This is a genomic window from Maritimimonas sp. 2405UD52-3, assembly GCF_056591715.1.
Genome location: NZ_JBWQOL010000003.1, coordinates 447320 through 467808, shown reverse-complemented (window position 1 = coordinate 467808; position 20489 = coordinate 447320). Strand labels below are relative to the sequence as shown.

At 33.8% G+C, this 20489-nt stretch carries 17 protein-coding genes; 9 read left to right on the top strand and 8 right to left on the bottom strand.

Translation table 11 applies throughout. The annotated features are described in order from the left end of the window. Positions 1 to 18 precede the first annotated feature (18 nt). The 5 genes from AC1EU5_RS10135 to AC1EU5_RS10115 form a co-directional block, all read right to left on the bottom strand. Positions 19 to 1254 (bottom strand): DUF6638 family protein, encoded by a 1236-nt coding sequence (locus tag AC1EU5_RS10135; protein WP_480192269.1) that lies wholly within the window; start codon positions 1252 to 1254, stop codon positions 19 to 21. Between the two features lie 3 nt (positions 1255 to 1257). Beyond that, positions 1258 to 2580, bottom strand: a complete 1323-nt coding sequence (locus AC1EU5_RS10130) for a hypothetical protein (protein WP_480192268.1) — start codon at positions 2578 to 2580, stop codon at positions 1258 to 1260. 22 nt (positions 2581 to 2602) lie between these two features. Further along, on the bottom strand, positions 2603 to 4561 hold the full coding sequence (locus tag AC1EU5_RS10125) for an AAA family ATPase (protein ID WP_480192267.1): 1959 nt from the start codon (positions 4559 to 4561) through the stop codon (positions 2603 to 2605). A 29-nt stretch (positions 4562 to 4590) separates the two neighbouring features. After that, positions 4591 to 5640: a hypothetical protein gene (locus tag AC1EU5_RS10120; protein WP_480192266.1), complete on the bottom strand. Its 1050-nt coding sequence runs from the start codon at positions 5638 to 5640 to the stop codon at positions 4591 to 4593. Between the two features lie 95 nt (positions 5641 to 5735). Beyond that, complete coding sequence (locus tag AC1EU5_RS10115; RefSeq protein ID WP_480192265.1) at positions 5736 to 7073, bottom strand: Atg14 domain-containing protein; 1338 nt, start codon at positions 7071 to 7073, stop codon at positions 5736 to 5738. Positions 7074 to 7248: 175 nt separating this feature from the next. Here AC1EU5_RS10115 and AC1EU5_RS10110 point away from each other — a divergent pair, with 175 nt between their 5' ends. Continuing rightward, positions 7249 to 8892, top strand: a complete 1644-nt coding sequence (locus AC1EU5_RS10110; protein WP_480192264.1) for an acyl-CoA carboxylase subunit beta — start codon at positions 7249 to 7251, stop codon at positions 8890 to 8892. Here AC1EU5_RS10110 and AC1EU5_RS10105 read toward each other — a convergent pair. Next, complete coding sequence (locus AC1EU5_RS10105) at positions 8889 to 11006, bottom strand: TonB-dependent receptor plug domain-containing protein (protein ID WP_480192263.1); 2118 nt, start codon at positions 11004 to 11006, stop codon at positions 8889 to 8891. The two genes, AC1EU5_RS10110 and AC1EU5_RS10105, sit on opposite strands and share 4 nt — an antisense overlap. A gap of 114 nt (positions 11007 to 11120) precedes the next feature. On the opposite strand from AC1EU5_RS10105, the gene AC1EU5_RS10100 reads away from it, so the two are divergent. The 6 genes from AC1EU5_RS10100 to AC1EU5_RS10075 all read left to right on the top strand — a co-directional run bounded on the left by AC1EU5_RS10100 (position 11121) and on the right by AC1EU5_RS10075 (position 15756). Then, positions 11121 to 12029: a DUF2167 domain-containing protein gene (locus AC1EU5_RS10100; RefSeq protein WP_480192262.1), complete on the top strand. Its 909-nt coding sequence runs from the start codon at positions 11121 to 11123 to the stop codon at positions 12027 to 12029. 131 nt (positions 12030 to 12160) lie between these two features. Further along, positions 12161 to 12880, top strand: coding sequence for a YebC/PmpR family DNA-binding transcriptional regulator (locus tag AC1EU5_RS10095; protein ID WP_480192261.1), 720 nt, complete (start codon positions 12161 to 12163; stop codon positions 12878 to 12880). Positions 12881 to 12882: 2 nt separating this feature from the next. Next, positions 12883 to 13290 carry a tRNA (adenosine(37)-N6)-threonylcarbamoyltransferase complex ATPase subunit type 1 TsaE gene (gene tsaE, locus AC1EU5_RS10090; protein WP_480192260.1) on the top strand — a complete coding sequence of 136 codons (408 nt, stop codon included), beginning with the start codon at positions 12883 to 12885 and terminating at the stop codon, positions 13288 to 13290. 11 nt (positions 13291 to 13301) lie between these two features. Beyond that, a complete protein-coding gene (locus tag AC1EU5_RS10085; RefSeq protein ID WP_480192259.1) occupies positions 13302 to 14504 on the top strand; it encodes an alanine dehydrogenase in 1203 nt (400 codons plus the stop codon). Continuing rightward, complete coding sequence (locus AC1EU5_RS10080) at positions 14504 to 14878, top strand: hypothetical protein (RefSeq protein WP_480192258.1); 375 nt, start codon at positions 14504 to 14506, stop codon at positions 14876 to 14878. Before AC1EU5_RS10085 ends, AC1EU5_RS10080 begins: the two co-directional genes overlap by 1 nt. Positions 14879 to 15021: 143 nt before the next feature. Continuing rightward, entirely contained in the window at positions 15022 to 15756 is a 735-nt protein-coding gene (locus AC1EU5_RS10075) for an energy transducer TonB (RefSeq protein ID WP_480192257.1), read from the top strand. 188 nt (positions 15757 to 15944) lie between these two features. Here the strand turns inward: AC1EU5_RS10075 and AC1EU5_RS10070 are convergent, their stop codons facing one another. Both AC1EU5_RS10070 and AC1EU5_RS10065 read right to left on the bottom strand, forming a co-directional pair. Beyond that, positions 15945 to 16619, bottom strand: coding sequence for a DUF2490 domain-containing protein (locus tag AC1EU5_RS10070; RefSeq protein WP_480192256.1), 675 nt, complete (start codon positions 16617 to 16619; stop codon positions 15945 to 15947). 63 nt (positions 16620 to 16682) lie between these two features. Beyond that, positions 16683 to 17636 carry an ROK family protein gene (locus tag AC1EU5_RS10065; RefSeq protein WP_480192255.1) on the bottom strand — a complete coding sequence of 318 codons (954 nt, stop codon included), beginning with the start codon at positions 17634 to 17636 and terminating at the stop codon, positions 16683 to 16685. Positions 17637 to 17823: 187 nt separating this feature from the next. On the opposite strand from AC1EU5_RS10065, the gene AC1EU5_RS10060 reads away from it, so the two are divergent. Beyond that, the gene (locus tag AC1EU5_RS10060) at positions 17824 to 18606 is read left to right on the top strand and encodes a universal stress protein (RefSeq protein ID WP_480192254.1); all 783 of its coding nucleotides are present in this window, start codon (positions 17824 to 17826) and stop codon (positions 18604 to 18606) included. A 19-nt stretch (positions 18607 to 18625) separates the two neighbouring features. Beyond that, entirely contained in the window at positions 18626 to 20464 is a 1839-nt protein-coding gene (locus AC1EU5_RS10055; protein WP_480192253.1) for an SLC13 family permease, read from the top strand. Positions 20465 to 20489 lie beyond the last annotated feature (25 nt).

Below are 20489 nucleotides of genomic sequence, written 5' to 3'. Positions count from 1 at the left end.
TACTAAGTTAGGTCAAATTTATATATGCTGCTGAATGGTTTCAATCACCCAGTCTTTTAATGAATCATCCCAGGTTTTAAACTGGTTGTAAAATTCTTCCTTATCATACCAATATAAAAACAAGATATCTTTAGCTGAAACATTCACTAATAATTTCCAGATAAGATCCTGATGTTTTGGTGTCAATGAAGAATGAGGTTTATGCAATGCATGAAAAACATCTGTGTCAACCAAATCTGCTATTTTATATTGATTGTTCACTTGCATTTTTTCTACATAACGGTCCACACCCATTACTTTTTTTCTGGCATGCATTTCAATTTTATTCAAATAACTTTTAAATAGCACTTTGCTTGTTAAGATGTCTTTAATTGGATGCTCGGCTTTCTCAAGAAAATGTGCCAAAAGAAATTTTTTGATACGTTCATATCGGGGTGTACTTACTTCTTCATATAAATCATATTCAATGATCACATGATCACGAAGTTTTTTCATTAATTCTGGTTGAGAGGTATGGTAGATCAATACATCATGAGTAGTATCATTAATAGCCTCTTTGTGTGCTTTTTCATCTTCAAAAACCACTATAGGTTTGATGAAGTCACGTAAGATATACATGCCACCAAAAGCTCTGGTATAAAATGAATTTGCTCTAAATTCAATAGGCTCTAAATGTAAGTTTCTACCTCTTAAATCTCCAAACCTTTTAGCAGAATCTAATAACTGTTGATGAATAGTTTCATCAATAAAGTTATTATCTGAATTAAATTTATTGATTAATTTTTCCTGCTTCTTTTGCGCTCCTATCATGTCATTGATCAGATGAAAACTGATCATGATTTTATCATACCGCAAAACATCTAGAGGTTCATAAAAGGCATCTATATCTTGATCAAAATCAATACAAATGGCACTATCTCTAGTAATATCAGCAATTTGTTCACCATGGGTTTTGAATATCAATTGCATCATTTCCCTGTCAAAGGAATGAAAAGGTACATACACAGGTTTTCCTTTCTGCCTCGGGGTAATAATAATACCATGTTGGTTGGCCTGTCCGTGATTTAAATAATGTAAATCATCTTTTTCTTCAGCAATTTCAGGGCTCCACCCCAAACCATCAATAGAGAAAGACTTTAATTTAGTTTTAGCAAAACCTAACTGAAGTAAACATTCGTTGTAACGTTCAACCAATTTACCGCTTATAGGTAACAGTTCACTTCTATATAAATTTGCAGCCTTTAATTTATCCATGCTCTATAGTTGCTTACTTGGTATATAATAAAAAGGAATTGACCACTCTTGGTCATTGTCTGTGCCAAATTTTTTTTCTACTTTAATTATATTTCTACCCACTTTTAAATCAGAGAGTTTTACATAGGTTACAATACCAAATTGATTTGTACGTGGGTGTACAAGTTTTAAGAAATCAACCGTTTGCCTTTTTCCATTTAAGGATATATGATTGTATGTATTATAACAGTTTAACAAATGAATCCTCTTATTCTTTCGTTGTTCTTCTCTAGAATTTGTATCATCTTTTACAAATGAGCCACAAATTTCTGTTCGCATCCTCTTTTCATTCGAAAAAATGGGTATAAAAATTTTTACTAAAGGAGATATAATTTTATCAGACTCAATTTCAGGAGCCAATAGAAAGTCATTCTTTTCGTTACTCGTTTCATAGTAGCCAGAGTATATTTCTGTAGCATTAAAATAAGCTTTTTGATTAATTAAATAAGGAATATTTGTTTTATTGATCTGAAAAACGGCCACCATCATTCCTGAAAATAAGAATACAATCATCAAATAGGATAATGACTTTTTCTTCTTAAAATTGGAGCTAAAAATCATTGATACTTGTAATATTGATTTATATAGAGGACCATACGCAATAAAAGAAACCAATCTCACTACTTTAAAACTCCAAGTTTGTAAATTTTTCTTTTGACGATTTACCTTTATATTGGCTATAATTGAGAGTACCATTTGAACTAAAAAACCAAATGCAAGTATACCTAATGGAATCAGCAATATCTCAGTTTGAACATATTTAGACAGTACGTTATACAACCATAAATATACGCTTGAAAAAAGAGCCATATAACCATACATAAGCAAGAAAGTAAAGGCTGCAGAAAATATAACGCTACAAAGTTCATCTACTTTTTGTATAGAATCCTTTAATTTAGGAAGTATGGAGAGTATTTTTTCAGTATAAATTTTTGAATATGCACTGTCTTCAATACTATAGTCTGGAAAAACCGAATTTAAACCTACTAGACCTATCCAATATGCTCTGAGAAAGAAATGGATTACAAACATAGAAGCTAGTATGCTGACAGCTACCAATCCGAAAAAAATAATCATATACCCGATAAAATATTGATTGGGATCCAATGTATCAATAAACCAATTGGTTCCCCAGTTAATGATACCGAATAGCTGAAATGTTCCAAAGATTGCAATAGCTGATACCAAAAGTTCAGCTTCCCAACTTTCATCTTTAAGTCGTTCTAGCCAGCTTCTACCGGACTTCGTTTTTCTTGATTCTATAACCGTTATTTCTTCCTTTTCCATATAAAAAAATGAGACTATTTAGTTAGTTATCAAATTCTCTTCTAGCCTCTAACTCTATATTTAACTGATTCACTCTAGCGTCTACTTTACGCTTAAAGTCTGTATCTGCTATTGTAGCTACATTATCAAGGTATCGCACCACTTCTTGACGCCTAATATCAGAGAAATTCAACCCTTTCATATTAGTCTTCATTAATTCACGTAGCATATTGAACTTTGTATCATAGTCCTTGGCGAAATAGAATTCAGGATTTTCAAACCAGTCATCCTCCAGATCAAAATCTGTTAATCGTAAGGAAATAGCCGATTGAATGTTACGAACATCACGAGATGAAAAGAATGGAAATAGTTGCTGAATTTCCTTATATAGACTAGCATAAAACAGATGATCATCATGTTCATGCGCTTTTGAAGCTTTATCAAAAGCTTCATAAACACGCTCTTCTGTTGGTTTTTCTGCCAATTTCAATATTTCACCCATGTTCTTGGCCAGAATCTGATCATCTAAATAGGTGTAATTTTCAGGATCATCCATATTCACAAATCCCGGCATGGTCTTTTCAAACTTTCTCCACCATATATGATCTTGATCTAAAAAGTCATTTTCTGTTCTTGCACCATCAATTTTAAAACGTCCTTGAACACGTGAAATAACAGCTTTATCTAACATTTCTGGGAGATTAGTGAACAATCCGATAGAGCTATTCCCATAATTTACAGCGTATGCTCCCTCTGTATAGCGTAAAAACACACCTATTACTTCTTTTACACCTGCTGACACTCCTTGTGCAGTACGCTCTTGTAAATTATTCTCTGCATCATCTATAGGAGCAAAAATTAATTTAGTTGGATCTTGCAAGGGCTTCATCCAGTCTACCATCTTTTCAGCTGACCCACCTTGAAAAGTACTAATCAAGGTATCTGGCATAGGGTGGAACAAAAATGGTATTTCTAAATGTTCACTAAGTTCTTTTAATCTTGTAGCAATGGCTGCTATGAGCATACTCTTTCCTGTACCTGGAATACCGTATCCCATAAATACGGGCATAAAGCCTCCTAATTCCTGAAACGGGTTCTTTTTAGCTGTGAAATCATAACTTAACATGCGTTCCGTTAAACGCCTTGCGAAGTGCTTAGCGTCACGATTACCTACAATCTGTTCAAACTTAATTTTATTGAACTCTACACTTTTTGCTGTACCACTAAATACATTTTCCCAACCTGATACAGCGAAATCTGATTTTTCAAGTTTATAAGTTCTGTCTAAGATGGTTTCAGTATACTCTAGTGAGCTTTTACGCAACTGAATTTCATCTAATAAAGCTTCAAAATAAACTACAGTAAAGTCAATCACATCTTTATCTGTTTTCACAATATCAGGATGTGACAAATATTTATCATAATAAAATAGAGCACATGAAATCCCTTTTAAAGGTGATAATAAAGAAACCTCAGGTATACCTGCAAATTTTTGCTTCATTACACTTAGATCATCGGAAGCAACATCCCGTAAATTATACAATACATTATAGGCTATTGAAAAGAGCATAAAAGCAGTAGCTGTGTGCATTTTACTTTCATACTCCCGCTTTCCAGCACTATCTAATGAAGATTTACGCTCGCTTAAACTTGACAAACCTGAAGCGTCATAATAACTATCTTTTATCCAAATACCTAGTGTAATAGCTTCTTGAACTGCAAATAAGGTTTGATTTAAATAAATAGGAATGGCTACAGAGTCTGGTAACAATCTCTTTTTTAATGCCAAAATAGTTTTTGAAACCGAAGTGATTTCTATTCCAGCACCTCCATTTTTCGCTCTTGATAGGTATAGCAAAATAGAATCTTCTTGAGCATCTTTATCCCTATTTTTAGCACGCTGACTTTGTTCCCATTGTATACTTTTTAGGTAGGAAGATGCTTCATCTCTTAATACATCAAGTTCTGAAATTTTTATAGGAAAGGTTGAGTTATGCTCCATATTTATTGGTTGGTTGTGATTTTTGGTTATTAAACTGCATCTATTGTCAAATCTGCCACCTGAATAGGAGGCTTAGCCAGTTTGTTCATGTATTCGGGTGTTTTATTATAAAGTAGTTGTATAATACGATGCGGAGCGAATACAAAATTTTCTCTAAATATGGCATCCCAATTTTGAAATATCTGCTTACTGAAAAAATTTCCCTCCTTAAATTCACTTTTAGAACTTACCTGATCAATTTTAAATGAAATAGCATATGATTCTAAAGGAATCGTTTTGTTTGAAATACCTTCTAAAATAGCATGTGTAATTTGGTTTTCATCCTTTGCAAACACATTATGTATGGGGCCTAAATCAATACGCCTTACAAGTTTAGGAAATACTTTTGGCAACCTTTTATCTATCGCATATGCCATCATATCTAATGCCAATTCTCTGTCTGCCACAATTTTTAAAACTTTATAAATTTCCTCTCTCTCTTTCAATACATTGTTTCCGTCATAATTGAAATACATAAAACAAATGAAAGGTCTGTTATGCGATACTTCATAAAAACTCCAACTTACTAAGTATTCTCCTGGAGACCCTTTTGGAGCCTCAATAATTTTACCTTGAACAAAACGATTAAAAATAAACTCTTTCTTTGCCGAAGAATAATAAACAATGGAAGCTGCTTGAAATAGCTTGCGTTTAGCAATAGGCTCTTTTTTGCGGAGTAATGTATCTAAAAACTCTTCTTTTAACACATCAACTTTTGTCAATTTTCCTAGATAATCTTCTCGCAATTCTAGATCGTTAAATAAATAACGAAATTCTAAATAGTTAGGAAAACCAGAATCTGTTAAATCCACTTTCATGTTCTCCTCTTCATCATACATGTACTTTACACGCATGGCTTCAATAGAGTACAACAAAAGATCACAATATTGTTTAAACAAGAGTATCTCTTGCTGATTACAAATCTGATTATGTTGTACAGCAACGATGAGTTCTTTAAGGGCAAAATCCATCATTTTATGATAGAAAACATATTGTTCCTTTGAATCGAGTTCTGCAGAATCTAAAGGTGTAACTATCATTTTTCAGTCACTAATTTTTTAATTCTCGTAATGTATTAGATTGAAATATCTCTTTGCGAAAGCAAAAAATAATAATGTAAATCTCTCAAATTATTTTAAGACAATAAGTCATCTCCATTTGACTCAGGATTTGAATCTCCAGATGGATCTCCTCCAGCAGCCTCATTAGGATCTGCTTTATAATACTCATCAAAAATTTCTTTCATATCAATACCATATCGATCTGCGAAGTTTTTTTGAATCTCAGCATCCTTATTTCTAATTTCTTTCAAAGCTTCAGCGTAGCTGCCATAAACACCCTGCATTACTTTTTCATGAACCGGTATATTATCCATCATTTCTTGACGAGCTTTTGCACTAGCAGTATGCATAGCAGCCAAAGTTTCACCAATATGCTCATCCGTCTTAACGCCTAAATGCTCTAAAATAGCTGCAAATTCCTGATCTGTTCTAGCTTTTAAAGCCACTACGTAACCATCATAATATTTTAGTCTTTCATCAGTATCCGATTTTAATTTTGCTCTATGCGTTTGCAAATTACTTCGCAATGAAGTCAGCACTTTTATTGTCAAATTATGTTTGTGTACAAAACTATCTTTAGAAGCTGCTAATGTGGTATACGCATTTTTAAGTCCTTCTAACTCTTCAACTTTTTGTTCTAACTGAGTGACTTTAGCTAAAGCATCAGAGTATTCCGTTGATTGCTTATCTGCAACTTCTTCTAAAGCTTGACGTGCCTGCTTTAATAGTGCATATTGTTCTTCTAAATTCGCTTCAACTTCCTTTTTCTTTTGTAATGCTTTAGTATGATTATTACTAGCTTCAACAATGGCCGTCTTAAGGCTTTCTTCTACTTCTTTTATCTCAAGCTCCCTATCTTTTAAGCGTTTAATTGCTGCTTGACTTTTAAAAGACAACTCATTCAAAAGTGTTTGCACATCTGCAGTCTCTATACGTTGCTGAAACATTGCCTTTGCTTTATTGTCGGCAGCATCGCGCTCTTTTTGTGCACTATTTAATTCTTCTTCAGCTTTTCTAATTTTACTTTTTCTACCCCAAAGGTTATTCCACCAAGTATCAGGCTTGTTATTTGCGTCTTCCAGTTCAACTTTAGCACGTTCTAAACGCTTAATAGCATCATCTATCACCTTTTGTTCTTCAGCATTTAAAGCTGAAAAACCTTCAAACATAATACCTACTTCATCTTGATAATCGGTAAGATCTTTAATGGCATCTAGTAGTGTTGATCTATCTTTCTCAGCCATATCAACAACATTGTCTAATGTTGCATTCAAGATTTTCTGACGACTTTCAGGATCGTCTTCTTGTGCTAATTTAGACTTCATTTGGTCTATGGCTTTCCCCCAATTAACATCTACTTTTTCGGTTTTTTCGTTAGAACTTGTTTCTAGTAAGTCAAAATCATCAGACATATTGTGAATTTTATTTGGTTGAACATTTTAAGATTAAGTGAAGCAATTTCGCTAAAAAAATGGAATTAAAAAACAGAATCGCTTTAAATATATGTATATCATACTGCTAAATTGTTACAAGTATATTCTTTGGCTTTTCGTATTTTAGCCACAATATAAAACACCATTCAACTTCATGGATATCAACTTCAATAAAAACGAAGATCACAATAAATTGCTTGTTTCAGAATTACGGAAGAGATTAGCTAAGGTAAAATTGGGCGGAGGCCAAAAGCGAATTGAAAAGCATCATGAAAAAGGAAAATTGACAGCACGTGAACGCATTGATTTTTTATTGGATGATCAAAAACCTTCTATTGAAATAGGTGCTTTTGCCGGTGAGGGTATGTATAAAGAACATGGCGGATGCCCTTCGGGAGGTGTAGTAGTGAAAATTGGATACGTACAAGGAAAACAATGTGTGGTAGTTGCCAATGATGCTACTGTAAAAGCAGGTGCCTGGTTTCCCATTACTGGAAAGAAAAATTTACGCGCTCAAGAAATTTCAATAGAAAATAGATTACCTATTATCTATTTAGTTGATTCTGCCGGCGTATATCTCCCCATGCAGGATGAAATATTTCCTGACAAAGAGCATTTCGGACGTATTTTTAGAAATAATGCAGTCATGAGTAGTATGGGTATTACGCAAATTGCTGCTGTAATGGGCAGTTGTGTAGCGGGCGGTGCTTACTTACCTATTATGAGTGATGAGGCTTTGATTGTAGATAAAACAGGAAGTATTTTCCTTGCCGGAAGTTATTTAGTAAAAGCCGCTATAGGTGAAGATATTGACAATGAAACCTTAGGTGGTGCCACAACACATTGCGAAGTATCTGGCGTTACCGACTATAAAGCTTTAGATGATAAAGATGCTTTAACTACCATACAGAACATCATGAGTAAGATGGGTGATTTTGAAAGGGCAGGGTATAACCGCATTGTTTCAACCAAACCATCAGAAGATGAAAAAGAAATCTATGGAATCTTGCCAAAAGAGCGCCATGAGCAGTATGACATGTATGAGATCATCAAGCGATTGGTTGATAATTCAGAATTTGATGAATATAAGGCAGGTTATGGTCAAAGTATTATAACCGCATATGCACGCATTGATGGCTGGGCCGTTGGTATTGTAGCAAATCAGCGTAAAATTGTAAAAACTACGAAGGCTAAAACCAAACCTAGCGAGATGCAGTTTGGTGGTGTTATCTATTCAGATTCTGCTGATAAAGCAACACGATTTATTGCAAACTGTAATCAGAAGAAAATCCCATTGGTGTTCCTACAAGATGTTACTGGTTTTATGGTAGGTAGCAAATCAGAACATGGAGGTATTATAAAAGATGGGGCAAAAATGGTAAATGCCGTTAGCAACTCTGTAGTCCCTAAGTTCACGGTGGTTATTGGTAATTCCTATGGCGCCGGAAATTATGCCATGTGTGGAAAGGCGTATGATCCTAGATTAATTGTTGCATGGCCTAGTGCTGAGTTGGCAGTTATGAGCGGAAATTCCGCAGCTAAAGTTCTGCTGCAAATAGAAACGGCGGCATTGAAGAAAAAAGGAGAACAAATCACTAAAAAAAAGGAAGAAGAACTCTTCAATAAAATTAAATCCCGGTACGATGCTCAGGTTTCCCCCTACTATGCAGCGGCCAGAATCTGGACTGACGCAGTTATAGATCCATTAGATACACGTACTTGGATCTCTATGGGAATAGAAGCTGCTAATCATGCCCCTATTGAGAAACCATTTAACTTAGGGGTACTACAAGTCTAATCTACATTAAATGCTAATACATTTTCATTCTCTCCTATTTTCTTAGAAGAAAATAACACATTTTTTTCGGTTTGATTAGGTCTTCCAAAATTAGAATACAAAGTTATCTGAAAGTAATTAGGAATATTGCTCTTATTACCTAAATCTTTAATATTCATTAACCATTTCCCTTTAAGTTCTTTTATATCACCATCTATGTGAAATTCTTCAGTGAAATAACCCTTAGAAATTTCATCTTTCAAGCGTTCTGAATTCTCACTTTGTGTATGATTCCAAGTAATAAACCTTTTTAATGGGTTTACAAATTGGATTATAAATTCGGCATTCGGGTTGTTCCATTTTATTACTATTCGTGCATCGTACTCTGTATTATGTAAATATTTGGGGTTTACTTTCTCTAAATCTAAATATGGTTTGTTTTTTCTAATAAAAGATCTAAAATCATTACTAACCGTTTTATTTAATCCTATGAAATTTAGGTTTGTAGGAAGTGCATTATTGGTGATCTTTTTAAATAGATCTAATGATTCTTTATATTTTCCATTCTTAGCAAAAGAAAGTGTTAAGTCTAAATATGATTGAGGATCACGAGTTTTTAAATTTGATATTCTGTTATATATTTTTAACGCCTTTTCATACTCTTCTAAATCATCATATGTATATGCCAATAATCTAAGTGAAGGAATATCCTCAGGAAATAGTTCAATTATATTTGAAGCAATTCTATCTGCAATACCTTTATTTTTTCGTTCAAAATAAACATAAGCATTCACAAAATAAACAGGATTATTTAAATATAATAATCTTTGATTCAAATAATGCTTATAGGCCTCAGATGTTTTTTTTATTTTTTTTAGTTCTTTAATGTATCCCATATCTTGGGCCTTAGGTAAACTAACAACTTCTTCATTATAAATATTGTCGTTAGAAATGTTAATTTTCGATTTATTGTTTTTATCATCAAATGAAGCTGTTTTAGTGGTAATTAGTAGAACTCCATTATTTCCCAGACTACCATATCTATTGGTAGCAGCCAATCCTTTCAAAACAGTTACACTCGCTATATTATTAGGGTCTAAATAACTTGTACCTCTTATGCCTAGACTTCCTTCACTTGAATTTGACCTTGGCATTGGTACACCATCTAAAACAATAAGTCCGAAATTACTTGAAAGCATTGAACTTGGTCCTCTCATTATTACTTGACTTAAATCATCATTTTGCCCTAGGGTTATACCTGAAAATTTTCCCTGTACTGTCTGTGTTGCATTCGTAGCAATTGGTGAAAAATCTTTATCATATATTGTTTGTATAGCATATCCTATGTTTTTTTTATTTTTTTCACCAAAAGGCGTTATCACTTTTTCATCATAATCAAACCTACCCTTAGCAATGACGGTAACCTCATCTAGAGCTTCAGCTTTACTAAAAAATGTAACAAGAATATTTTTAGTATCCTCTACTAAATATTCAACAATATCAAAACCTACGTATTCAAATAACAATTTATCACCTTTCTTGGCATCAATTATAAACCTCCCTGAAATATCTGTAGTTACAGATATTTGTTTGCTAACTTCAGTAACTTTAACATTTTTCAAAGGAGTTTCATCATTATATACGAATCCGGAAATTTTATTTTCACTATTAACTTTTCTGGTTACCGGTGTTTCAACAGAATTAATTACAAAATCATTTGAATCTAATACTATTGATGATTTAAATGCATCACTTTGTCCATCCGTAAAAAATAATATCTCGTCTTCTTTGTTTATAAAAGAACTTAAGCCTTTATAATTAGTAGAACCATCATAAATTACGTTTCTCAAATAATCTTTGAGTTTTTCCCATGAGCCATTAATTATATTGAAGTCTTTTTTATCTATAACTGTATTATTAAAAACGGTAACCTTTATAGTAACGTTTGGAAAATCTTTAAAATAATCAGATAAAAAAATAAAATCTTTTTCAGTATTTCTATTCATCATAGACAAAGATGCATCCCAAAAAATTCGAACTTTTTTAACACTCTTATCCATTTCTTGACTACCACCCAAACTAGTAAAAAAACTAAGGCACATAAAAATGATTAACTTCTTATATAGAGTGTTCATACTCGCTCGAATTAAAATTTACCTAAATTTAAAAATAGATTTAAAAAAAACAACACTTCATGTACTCAAAATGAAGTAAGGGCGTTATATACTAATCAAAAATCAAAACCAATTATGAAAAAAATTGCAGTATTACTTATTGTATTGTCTTCTTGTATAGCAATAGCTCAAACAGAAGAAGAACCTATTCTTAGTGAAAAAGTCTTAAAAGAATATCAGCGGGTCATGGATAGCATAGAAAAAACCTTTACCTATGAGCATGGCATCATTAACTTAGATAATGGATTAGCTACATTAAATGTTCCTGAAGGTTATAAATTCTTAGATGGCCCTCAAAGTAAACGTGTTATTGAAGATATTTGGGGAAATCCTCCAGGGTCTAGCCCTTTAGGCTTATTATTACCCGAAAACACATCACCTGTAAGTGATAATTTTACCTATGCTGTAGAAATTGAATATCTAGAAGAAGGTTATATTGAAGATGAAGATGCTGAAGATTTAGACTACGATGAGCTTTTAGAAGAAATGCAAAAAGAAGCAGAAGCTTCTAATGAAGAACGACAAAAATTAGGTTATGGCTCTATAGAACTCGTAGGATGGGCAGCCGAGCCTTTTTATGATACTGAAAATAAAAAACTACACTGGGCCAAAGAATTGAATTTTGATGAGAGTGAGATCAATACTCTGAATTATAATATTAGAGTTTTAGGTAGAAAGGGGTATCTAAATTTAAATGCTATTGGAGACATAAATGTATTACCACAATTTCAAAAGGACGTCAATGGTATTTTAGCGAGTGTAAACTTTAATGATGGTTATAAATACAGTGATTTTGATGCCAGTATAGATAAAGTTGCAGCATATGGTATTGGCGGACTAATTGTAGGTAAAGTTTTAGCGAAGGCTGGTTTTTTTGCATTACTCCTAAAATTCTGGAAGTTTATTGCTATTGGGGCAGTTGCAGCTTTTGCAGGAGTACGTAAATTCTTTTTTAACAATAAAGATGAAAAGCAAACATCTTAATCCGTTTTAAAAATATAAGGTAAAAGCATACTCATTTGAGTGTGCTTTTTTGTTTTTGACAACTTGGGGTAAATAAGTATTTTTGCCAAACTCATAAAATTTTAAACAAAAAAAGACTTACAAATAAATATATGGGAAGAGCATTTGAATTTAGAAAAGCACGTAAAATGAAGCGTTGGTCTGCTATGGCCAAAACCTTTACCAGAATAGGTAAAGATATTGTTATGGCGGTGAAAGAAGGTGGCCCAAACCCAGAAACCAATTCTCGTTTGCGTGTAGTGATTCAAAATGCTAAGGCTGCCAATATGCCTAAGGATAATATTGAGCGTGCTATTAAAAAAGCGTCTGATAAAAACACAGAGAATTTTAAAGAAGTACTTTTTGAAGGATATGCACCTCATGGAATTGCTGTATTGGTAGAAACGGCAACTGATAATAATAATAGAACCGTTGCCAATGTGCGTGCTGCATTTAATAAATGTGAGGGTAATTTAGGAACTTCGGGCTCCGTAGCGTTTATGTTTGATCATACAGTGAACTTTCGCATTGATGAAGATTCATTAAATATGGATTTAGAAGAGTTTGAACTAGAGATGATTGATTATGAAGTTGAGGAAGTCTTTAAAGATGAAGACGGTATCTTGATCTATGCACCCTTTGAACAATTTGGTGCTATTCAAAAATATCTTGAGGATAGTAATATTGAGATCTTATCCTCAGAATTTGAGCGTATTCCAACTACTACTAGCAAACTTTCGGAAGAACATCAGGCCGACGTAGAAAAACTTTTAGAAAGATTAGAAGAAGAGGATGATGTGAACAATGTCTATCATTCAATGGAAATCAGCTAATAATGCACGCTTCCTACACATTAGAACGGCTTTCTAATATTGCTGATCTTATAATTCAAGACGTTTCGGATAAAACATTACTATTTTATGGCGAAATGGGCGTTGGTAAAACTACACTTATAAAAGAACTGGTAAAACAATTAGGTTCTAAAGATATCGTCTCCTCTCCTACCTTCTCTTTAGTTAACGAATACCAAACTCTCCAAAATAAGACAATTTACCATTTTGATTTTTATAGAATTGAGAATGAAGAAGAAGCTTTAGACATGGGCATAGAGGATTATTTCTACGATGATGACTGGTGTTTGATAGAATGGCCTGATAAAATCAAAAATTTACTACCTTTAAATGCTGTTGCTATTCATTTATCAATTAATGAAGATGGAACGCGCTCAATTTCAATCAAGTAATCAACAACTTTATGAGTAAACGACAATTTTCGCCTTTCAGTAAAGAGGAGCTAATGCCCAAACCTGAAATGTTAGAGGTGAAAAAGCAAAAAGGTGAATTGTTTATAGGTATTCCAAAAGAAACACATTTACAAGAAAAACGTATTTGTCTCACACCAGATGCAGTTGCAGCACTTACAAATCACGGACATAGAATTGTAGTAGAATCTGGTGCAGGTGAAGGCACTAATTACTCTGATAATGAGTACTCTGAAGCCGGTGCAAAAATATCTTATAGCCCTGAAGAAGTTTTTGGGTGCAACATTATTTTAAAAGTTGAGCCTCCTTCTTTAAAGGAAATAGAGTGGATAAATCCGCAAAGTGTATTATTTTCTGCATTGCAATTAAAAACACAGAACAAAAAATACTTTGAAACACTCGCCAAAAAAAGAATCACAGCAATAGCATTTGATTTTATTACTGATGAGCACGGGGTATATCCTGTGGTAAAATCATTGAGCGAAATTGCGGGGATTTCATCAGTGCTGATTGCTGCTGAATTAATGAATAATACTAATGATGGTAACGGCTTACTTTTCGGTAACATAGGAGGCGTGCCACCTTCTGATGTAGTGATATTAGGAGCAGGTACTGTGGGTGAATTTGCGGCACGTTCGGCCATAGGATTAGGAGCTCGTGTAAAGGTATTTGACAATTCTATTACTAAATTGAGACGCTTACAAGAAAGCCTAAGCCATCCTGTATACACATCAACAGTACAGCCAAAAACCTTACAAAAAGCATTAATGCGCTGTGATGTAGCTATAGGCGCTGTTCGAGGAAAGACAAGAACACCTGTTTTAGTCAGTGAGGAAATGGTGGAACAAATGAAAGACGGTGCCATTATAGTTGATGTGAGTATTGATAGTGGAGGTTGTTTTGAAACATCAGAAATTACTACGCATAATAATCCAACATTTTTAAAGCATGGTGTTATTCACTATTGTGTGCCTAATATTCCCTCAAGATATGCAAGAACGGCATCACTTTCTATAAGTAATATTTTCACGCCATACCTCTTACATATTGCTGAAGAGGGTGGGATTGAAAACGCAGCCAGATTTGATAAAAGCCTACGAAAAGGGATGTATTTTTACCATGGTATTTTAACGAATAGAGCTGTAGCTGATTGGTTTGGACTTCCTTACAGAGATATTAACCTACTTATTATTTGATGGATATAAAACGGCGCTTTGCCTTTTTTGGATTTGGTTTTGTTTTGGGAATTATTGCACTTATGTTCTTCTTAAATGGAAAGAACGCCTCGTGTAATTACCTGCCGAATGCTAGAATGCTAGAAATTCTCAGAAATAAAGAACGTTCTTATACCGATGAAGCTCAAAAAATAATGTTGCAACAAAAAATAGATTCTACAGAAATTGCACTATTCCTAAGTCATGGTGATATTGATTTTTCAAAGAGTAAACCCAGACAAGAACCCTGCAGGTATTATTGGATAGATGGTTTCATTAAAGAAAAAGAAGCATCTATCTACGTGGAGAACTGTGATTCGTTAGTCACTATTCAACAGATAAATTACACTCCTTAAAATTACTTATCAGTTTTACTTTTTATTGCCTTTACTATATACTTAGTTATGAGGGTAATGATATGACAATTGTCATTCTTTTTGGTTAAAACACAACATACCTTTACTATGTAAAATGAGATTTTAACCTAAAACTTAAAGTCATGGACATTAAGAAAAGTGACAAAGCTAGACTAGAGAATTTCAGTACACTCTTTTTTCAGTTAGGCTTAGTATTATCCTTGTCAATAGTCTATTTTTCAATGGAACATAAGGTACAAGAGCGTAGCTTAGAAAAATTGATGAAAATTACCACGCAACAAGAAGTAATTGAAGAAATACCCATCACAAAAAGAGTTGAAGTATTAAATCAAACGCCACCTCCCTCACCACCGGCTCCCGAGCGCATTGAAATAGTTGATGATCAGCAAGATGTGGAAGAAACCGTTCTAGAAGCTACAGAAATTGATCAAAATCAAGCCGTGAATATTACTAAGATTGAAGAAATTACTGAAGAAGTTGAAGAGGAAGTCATTGAAGAAGATATAACATTTCTAAAAATAGAAGATGCTCCTATCTTCCCTGGTTGTAAAGGAACTAGAAGTGAAATGAAGCAATGTTTGAAAGATAACATCACAAAATTGGTAAATAAAAATTTCAACAATGAACTATCACAAGAATTAGGATTAACACCTGGTATTAAACGAATTTTTGTGCAATTTAGAATTGATAAGACAGGTAGCATATCTGATATAAAAGTTCGTGGACCACATGTACGGTTAGAAAAAGAAGCGGTTCGAGTTGTAAAAATGATTCCAAAGATGACGCCAGGTAAACAACGCGGAGTACCTGTTGGTGTTCGCTATATGTTGCCTATAACGTTTAAAGTACTAGAATAATGGAGCGCATAAATTTTACAATAAGAACAATCGAAAAATAAATTGCCGTTAAGTTTTACAGCAAGGTAATTGGTCTGCATGAAACTCAAAACTCTAAAGATAAAACCCTGTTTAAAGGAATAAACTACAATATAGAGATTAACTCATAGTTTTCGGCAAGGTTAGGTTAATTTTAAGAGCAGATAGACTTATTTTTGTTTATCTGCTCTTCTTCGTAGATCTGTTTTAAAGATCAGTGCTATTCTAAAACGATCATAGTACTTTGGGTTAAAATGATTTTTTAAATAACCTGCCTCCAACTTCACATTCTTGGCAATAGATGTTCCTAAACCTATAAAAAACCTATTTTGATCAAATAGTTTTGATTCATTAAGATCAAAAAACAGCTCATTAAATATTTTAGTATATAGTTTGACATTGTAAATTGGAACGGTAAATTGTAATCTGTGACGTATTCTCAAATTAAAATCATTAGAATTCAATCTGTCTATCCAACGGTTTTCTAAACGCAACCTATTTGCCATGGTTATTGATGACAACTTTGTTTTTAAAGCAGCTTGCTGATATATCCAAAACTGTGTATTTGCTCTAGATTCTTTCGTTTCCTTGAAACCCTTAAAGTCTAGAAAAGCCACTCCAAGGGTAAAATTTATCGCTTTCTTGTTGGTATAGGTAATGCCAGTTCTAAAAAAACCAAATTCATAGTGATCAAAAAGCTCGTAATTCCTTAAAATACCAATGGTGGGTATACTCCATTGGTCAGCAATCTTATGATTACCACTTACAACCAACCATGAACCCAAACCTTGTTCTCTTTCCGTTTGTGAAAAACCCAAATGACTGTTAAGTATTCCAATAGACATTAGTAAAAGCCAGAAATAGAACCTCTTATGTTTCATAGTAGCTATAAAAATGTGAATGAGAAACTATTGCTGTTCCCAGATAAGAGCAGCAGCGCCGCAAATGGCTGCTGTTTTATTAGATAAACCTGAAGTCATCAGTTTTACTTTTCCTTTATAAATGTCTAGCAAATATTGATTAAAGTATTTTTCGAGTGGATCTAATATCCATTTACCGCTGTTGGTAAGACCTCCCATTAGAATAAAGGCTTCTGGTTGTGTAAAAGTTGTGAAATTAGCCAATGCTAAGCCCATAATGTTTGCTGTAAAGTCAAACGCTTTTATTGCTATTGCATCACCTTCTTCAGCAGCTTGTGTAATTTCTTCTCCATGCAAATCATTGTAAGCAATGCCCCTGAACCTGCTATCATTCATATGTTTGCTCATCATAAATAAGATAGTACGTTTTAGGCCAGTAGCAGATACATATGCCTCTAACCCACCTCTAACACCCAATCCGGTTAAACGACCATCGCCTATAGTCATATCTACATGCCCTAATTCACCTGCAAAACCTGTATGACCATCTATCAATTGACCATTAGCTACAATGCCGGCCCCAAATCCAGTACCTAAGGTAACCACGATAAAATCTTTCATTTTCTTTGCATTACCAAAGAGCATTTCGCCTAAGGCTGCAGCACTGGCATCATTCATAATGCGCATAGGCATAGGTAGTTTTTTTTGTAATCTTTCTAGAATAGGTACAGTACCTTTCCAAAGCAGATTACTAGCATTTTCAATTGTACCATTTTTGCTTGATGCATTTGGAGCTCCTATCCCACATCCAATAATAGTAGGATTATGATCTAACCCTTTTACCAAGTTATCAATACTATTTACTATTTTATCTAAATAGTCATCAAGATCTGGATATTCCTTTGTTCTGAAGAAAGTTTTAGTAAGGCATTTTCCTTGTTGATTTACCAAACCAATTTTTGTTTTGGTTCCACCTATATCTATACCAATTACTAAATCCATACTTTAAAATTTATGCGCTCAAAAATACGAGGGCAACCTACTTCTTTTTATGATAAAAATCATAAAGCTAAGACACAATTATTTTTTTTAAAACTGACATATATCATCATAATATTAAGCTTTAGTATAGACCTTTGTAAAGTAATGATTAGTTGTTAACTCGCTTTAAGTATAAAACTTATTAGTTATGAACATTGTTAAGAAAATTTTAATTCCATTCAACTTTTCTGAAACTTCTTTAAATGCATTGCAATATGCTGTCAACTTCGCAAATGATGAAGATACTATTGAAATGACAGTACTACATGTGGTTTCAGATAATCTTGAATCAAGAAGAGAAGCTATTGAGGAAAATATCGAAAATCAGATAGCTCCTTTTAAAGAGGCTTCTGGAAGTTCTATTAGTTATAAGATAGATCAAGGTGAATTGGTAGATACTATTGTAAAACATCAGAAAGAACTTGAGGTTGATCTTATTATCATGGGTACACATGGTACCAATGAAGAAGAAAGTACCAATACTTCTAAACTGATTAAGATGGCACATTGTTCTATGATAGTAGTGCCCAAAACGCATAATGGTAAATTCAAATTGAAAAGAATTGCTGTCACTTTAGATAAGAAACGGATAGAGGATTCTAAAGTGTTAAATATTCTATTAGATACCACTAGAAGGTTTGGCTCACAAGTACATGCTCTTACTGTACTAACAGATGAAAGTAGTTATTCTGAAGCTGATGAAAGTAATGAGAGTACTTTAGAGTATTATTTAGAGAGTTTTTACTCGCACCATTCATTTCCGAAAGGTACAGATATAGAGAAAAGCATTTTTAACTATGTAAAAAAGCATAAAATTGATATGTTATCGATTCTTCCGAGGCATCATTCTGAAAAAAGCGAACCTTCAAAAGGTAAGTTGGTAAGCGCGCTTGCAAAGCATGCTAAACTTCCATTGCTAATATTAGATTGATCTTGTAAATAGAATAGCGATGACTGTACTTTTGGTTATACTAACCGTTACTATTGGTTTATTCATTTGGGGAAAACTTCCACCAGACGTGGTAGCATTATTATCGATGATCTCTTTATATCTTTTTGGTATTCTTGACTTACCGGAAACCCTCAGCGGTTTTAGCAATTCAACAGTAATTATGATTGCAGCACTATTTATTATAGGTGAGGGCCTCTCAAGAACGGGCTGGACAGCCCAGGCCGGTAAAAAATTTATTGAATGGTCTGCTAATAGTGTGCCTAAGTTGCTTGTTCTGGTAACTCTTGGCTCAGGATTTTTATCTGGATTTGTAAGTAATACAGGTACGGTTGCTACCTTGTTACCTGTAACCATTTCAGCTGCCTGGAATATGGGAACCTTACCTTCTAAATTACTAATGCCAGTGGCATTTGGATCTAATACGGGGGGGCTTCTTACACTTACGGGTACACCCCCAAATATTATTGTAAGTAATGAGCTAACACAGCAAGGATTTGAGGGGTTTTCTTTCTTTGAGTTCGGTTATATAGGTTTGCCGCTTTTAATTATAGCATTGCTTTATTTTAAGTATGTTGGTTTTAAATTACTTCCATCGCATAGAACAAAAAACAGACCTATAAATATAGATTCAGAAATGCATGATTGGATCAAGAATTATAGTATAGATAAAAACTACTTTAAGCTGCGCATACGTTCTCTTTCACCTTTAATTAATACCACTATTGGTGAATGGAACTTTGAGAAAGAATTTAACGTTTCTATTATTCGCCTAAAGCGGAGACGCCCGAAACCCTTTAAAGGCGTTATGCCTTATATAGAATTTCCTGAACCTGAAACGATTATGCAATATCACGATATCATAACAGTCAAAGGAGATACCGCAGCTATTAATAAACTAATGATCAAGTTTAGGTTAGGTCTTTGGAGGTTAGATCCTATGGAAGAAGAACTGAAAAGCAACCTAATTACTCAAGAGGTGGGAATGGCAGAAGCTATTGTAACCCCAAAATCACTGATGGTAGGAAGAACCATTAAACTAGGTGAATTCTTAGAAAGGTTTGACATTCAATTACTGGCCGCTTCAAGAAATAACAAACCTATAGAAAATAAAGAGATTAGAGTCAAGGCTGGCGATGCTTTTTTGATCAGAGGAACCTGGGAAAATATTGGTGAGTTGAAAAATCTCTATAAAAATATTGTAATTCTTGGTAGCCCTGAAGGGATGGCAAAAGATGTAGATGAGTTAACACCTAAATCATACATAGCTCTAGGTTCATTGCTATTAATGATTGCCTTTTTAGTTTTCGGATGGTTACCAGGGCCCATCGCAGCACTTATTAGTGCAGGTATTATTTTAGTAACAGGTTGTGTACCTATATCAAAAGCATACAATGGCATAAGTTGGACGAGCGTAGTAATGATTGCGGCTATGATACCTATGGGGATTGCATTACAAAAAACAGGTGCAGCTCAAATGGCGGCCAATGGTTTGGTAGAATATCTAGGGAGTTATCACCCAATCGCCTTGCTTGGTGGTATTTTTTTACTCACAGCTGGTTTTAGTCAAACGATTAATAATTCAGCAACCGCTGTATTAATGGCCCCTATTGCAATTCTAGCTGCCACAACATTGGGAATAGATCCAAAACCATTATTGATATGCGTGGCGATCAGTGCTTCTACAGCATTTTTAACTCCTGTGGGTACTACTACTAATGCCATGGTGATGACCGCAGGTGGATATAAATTCATGGATTATGTAAAAGTAGGAGGACCGTTATTACTGCTCTTCTTCATAACAACATTAATACTAGTGCCATTATTATGGCCATTTTAATAAAAAGATAAGTAAAACTAAAATT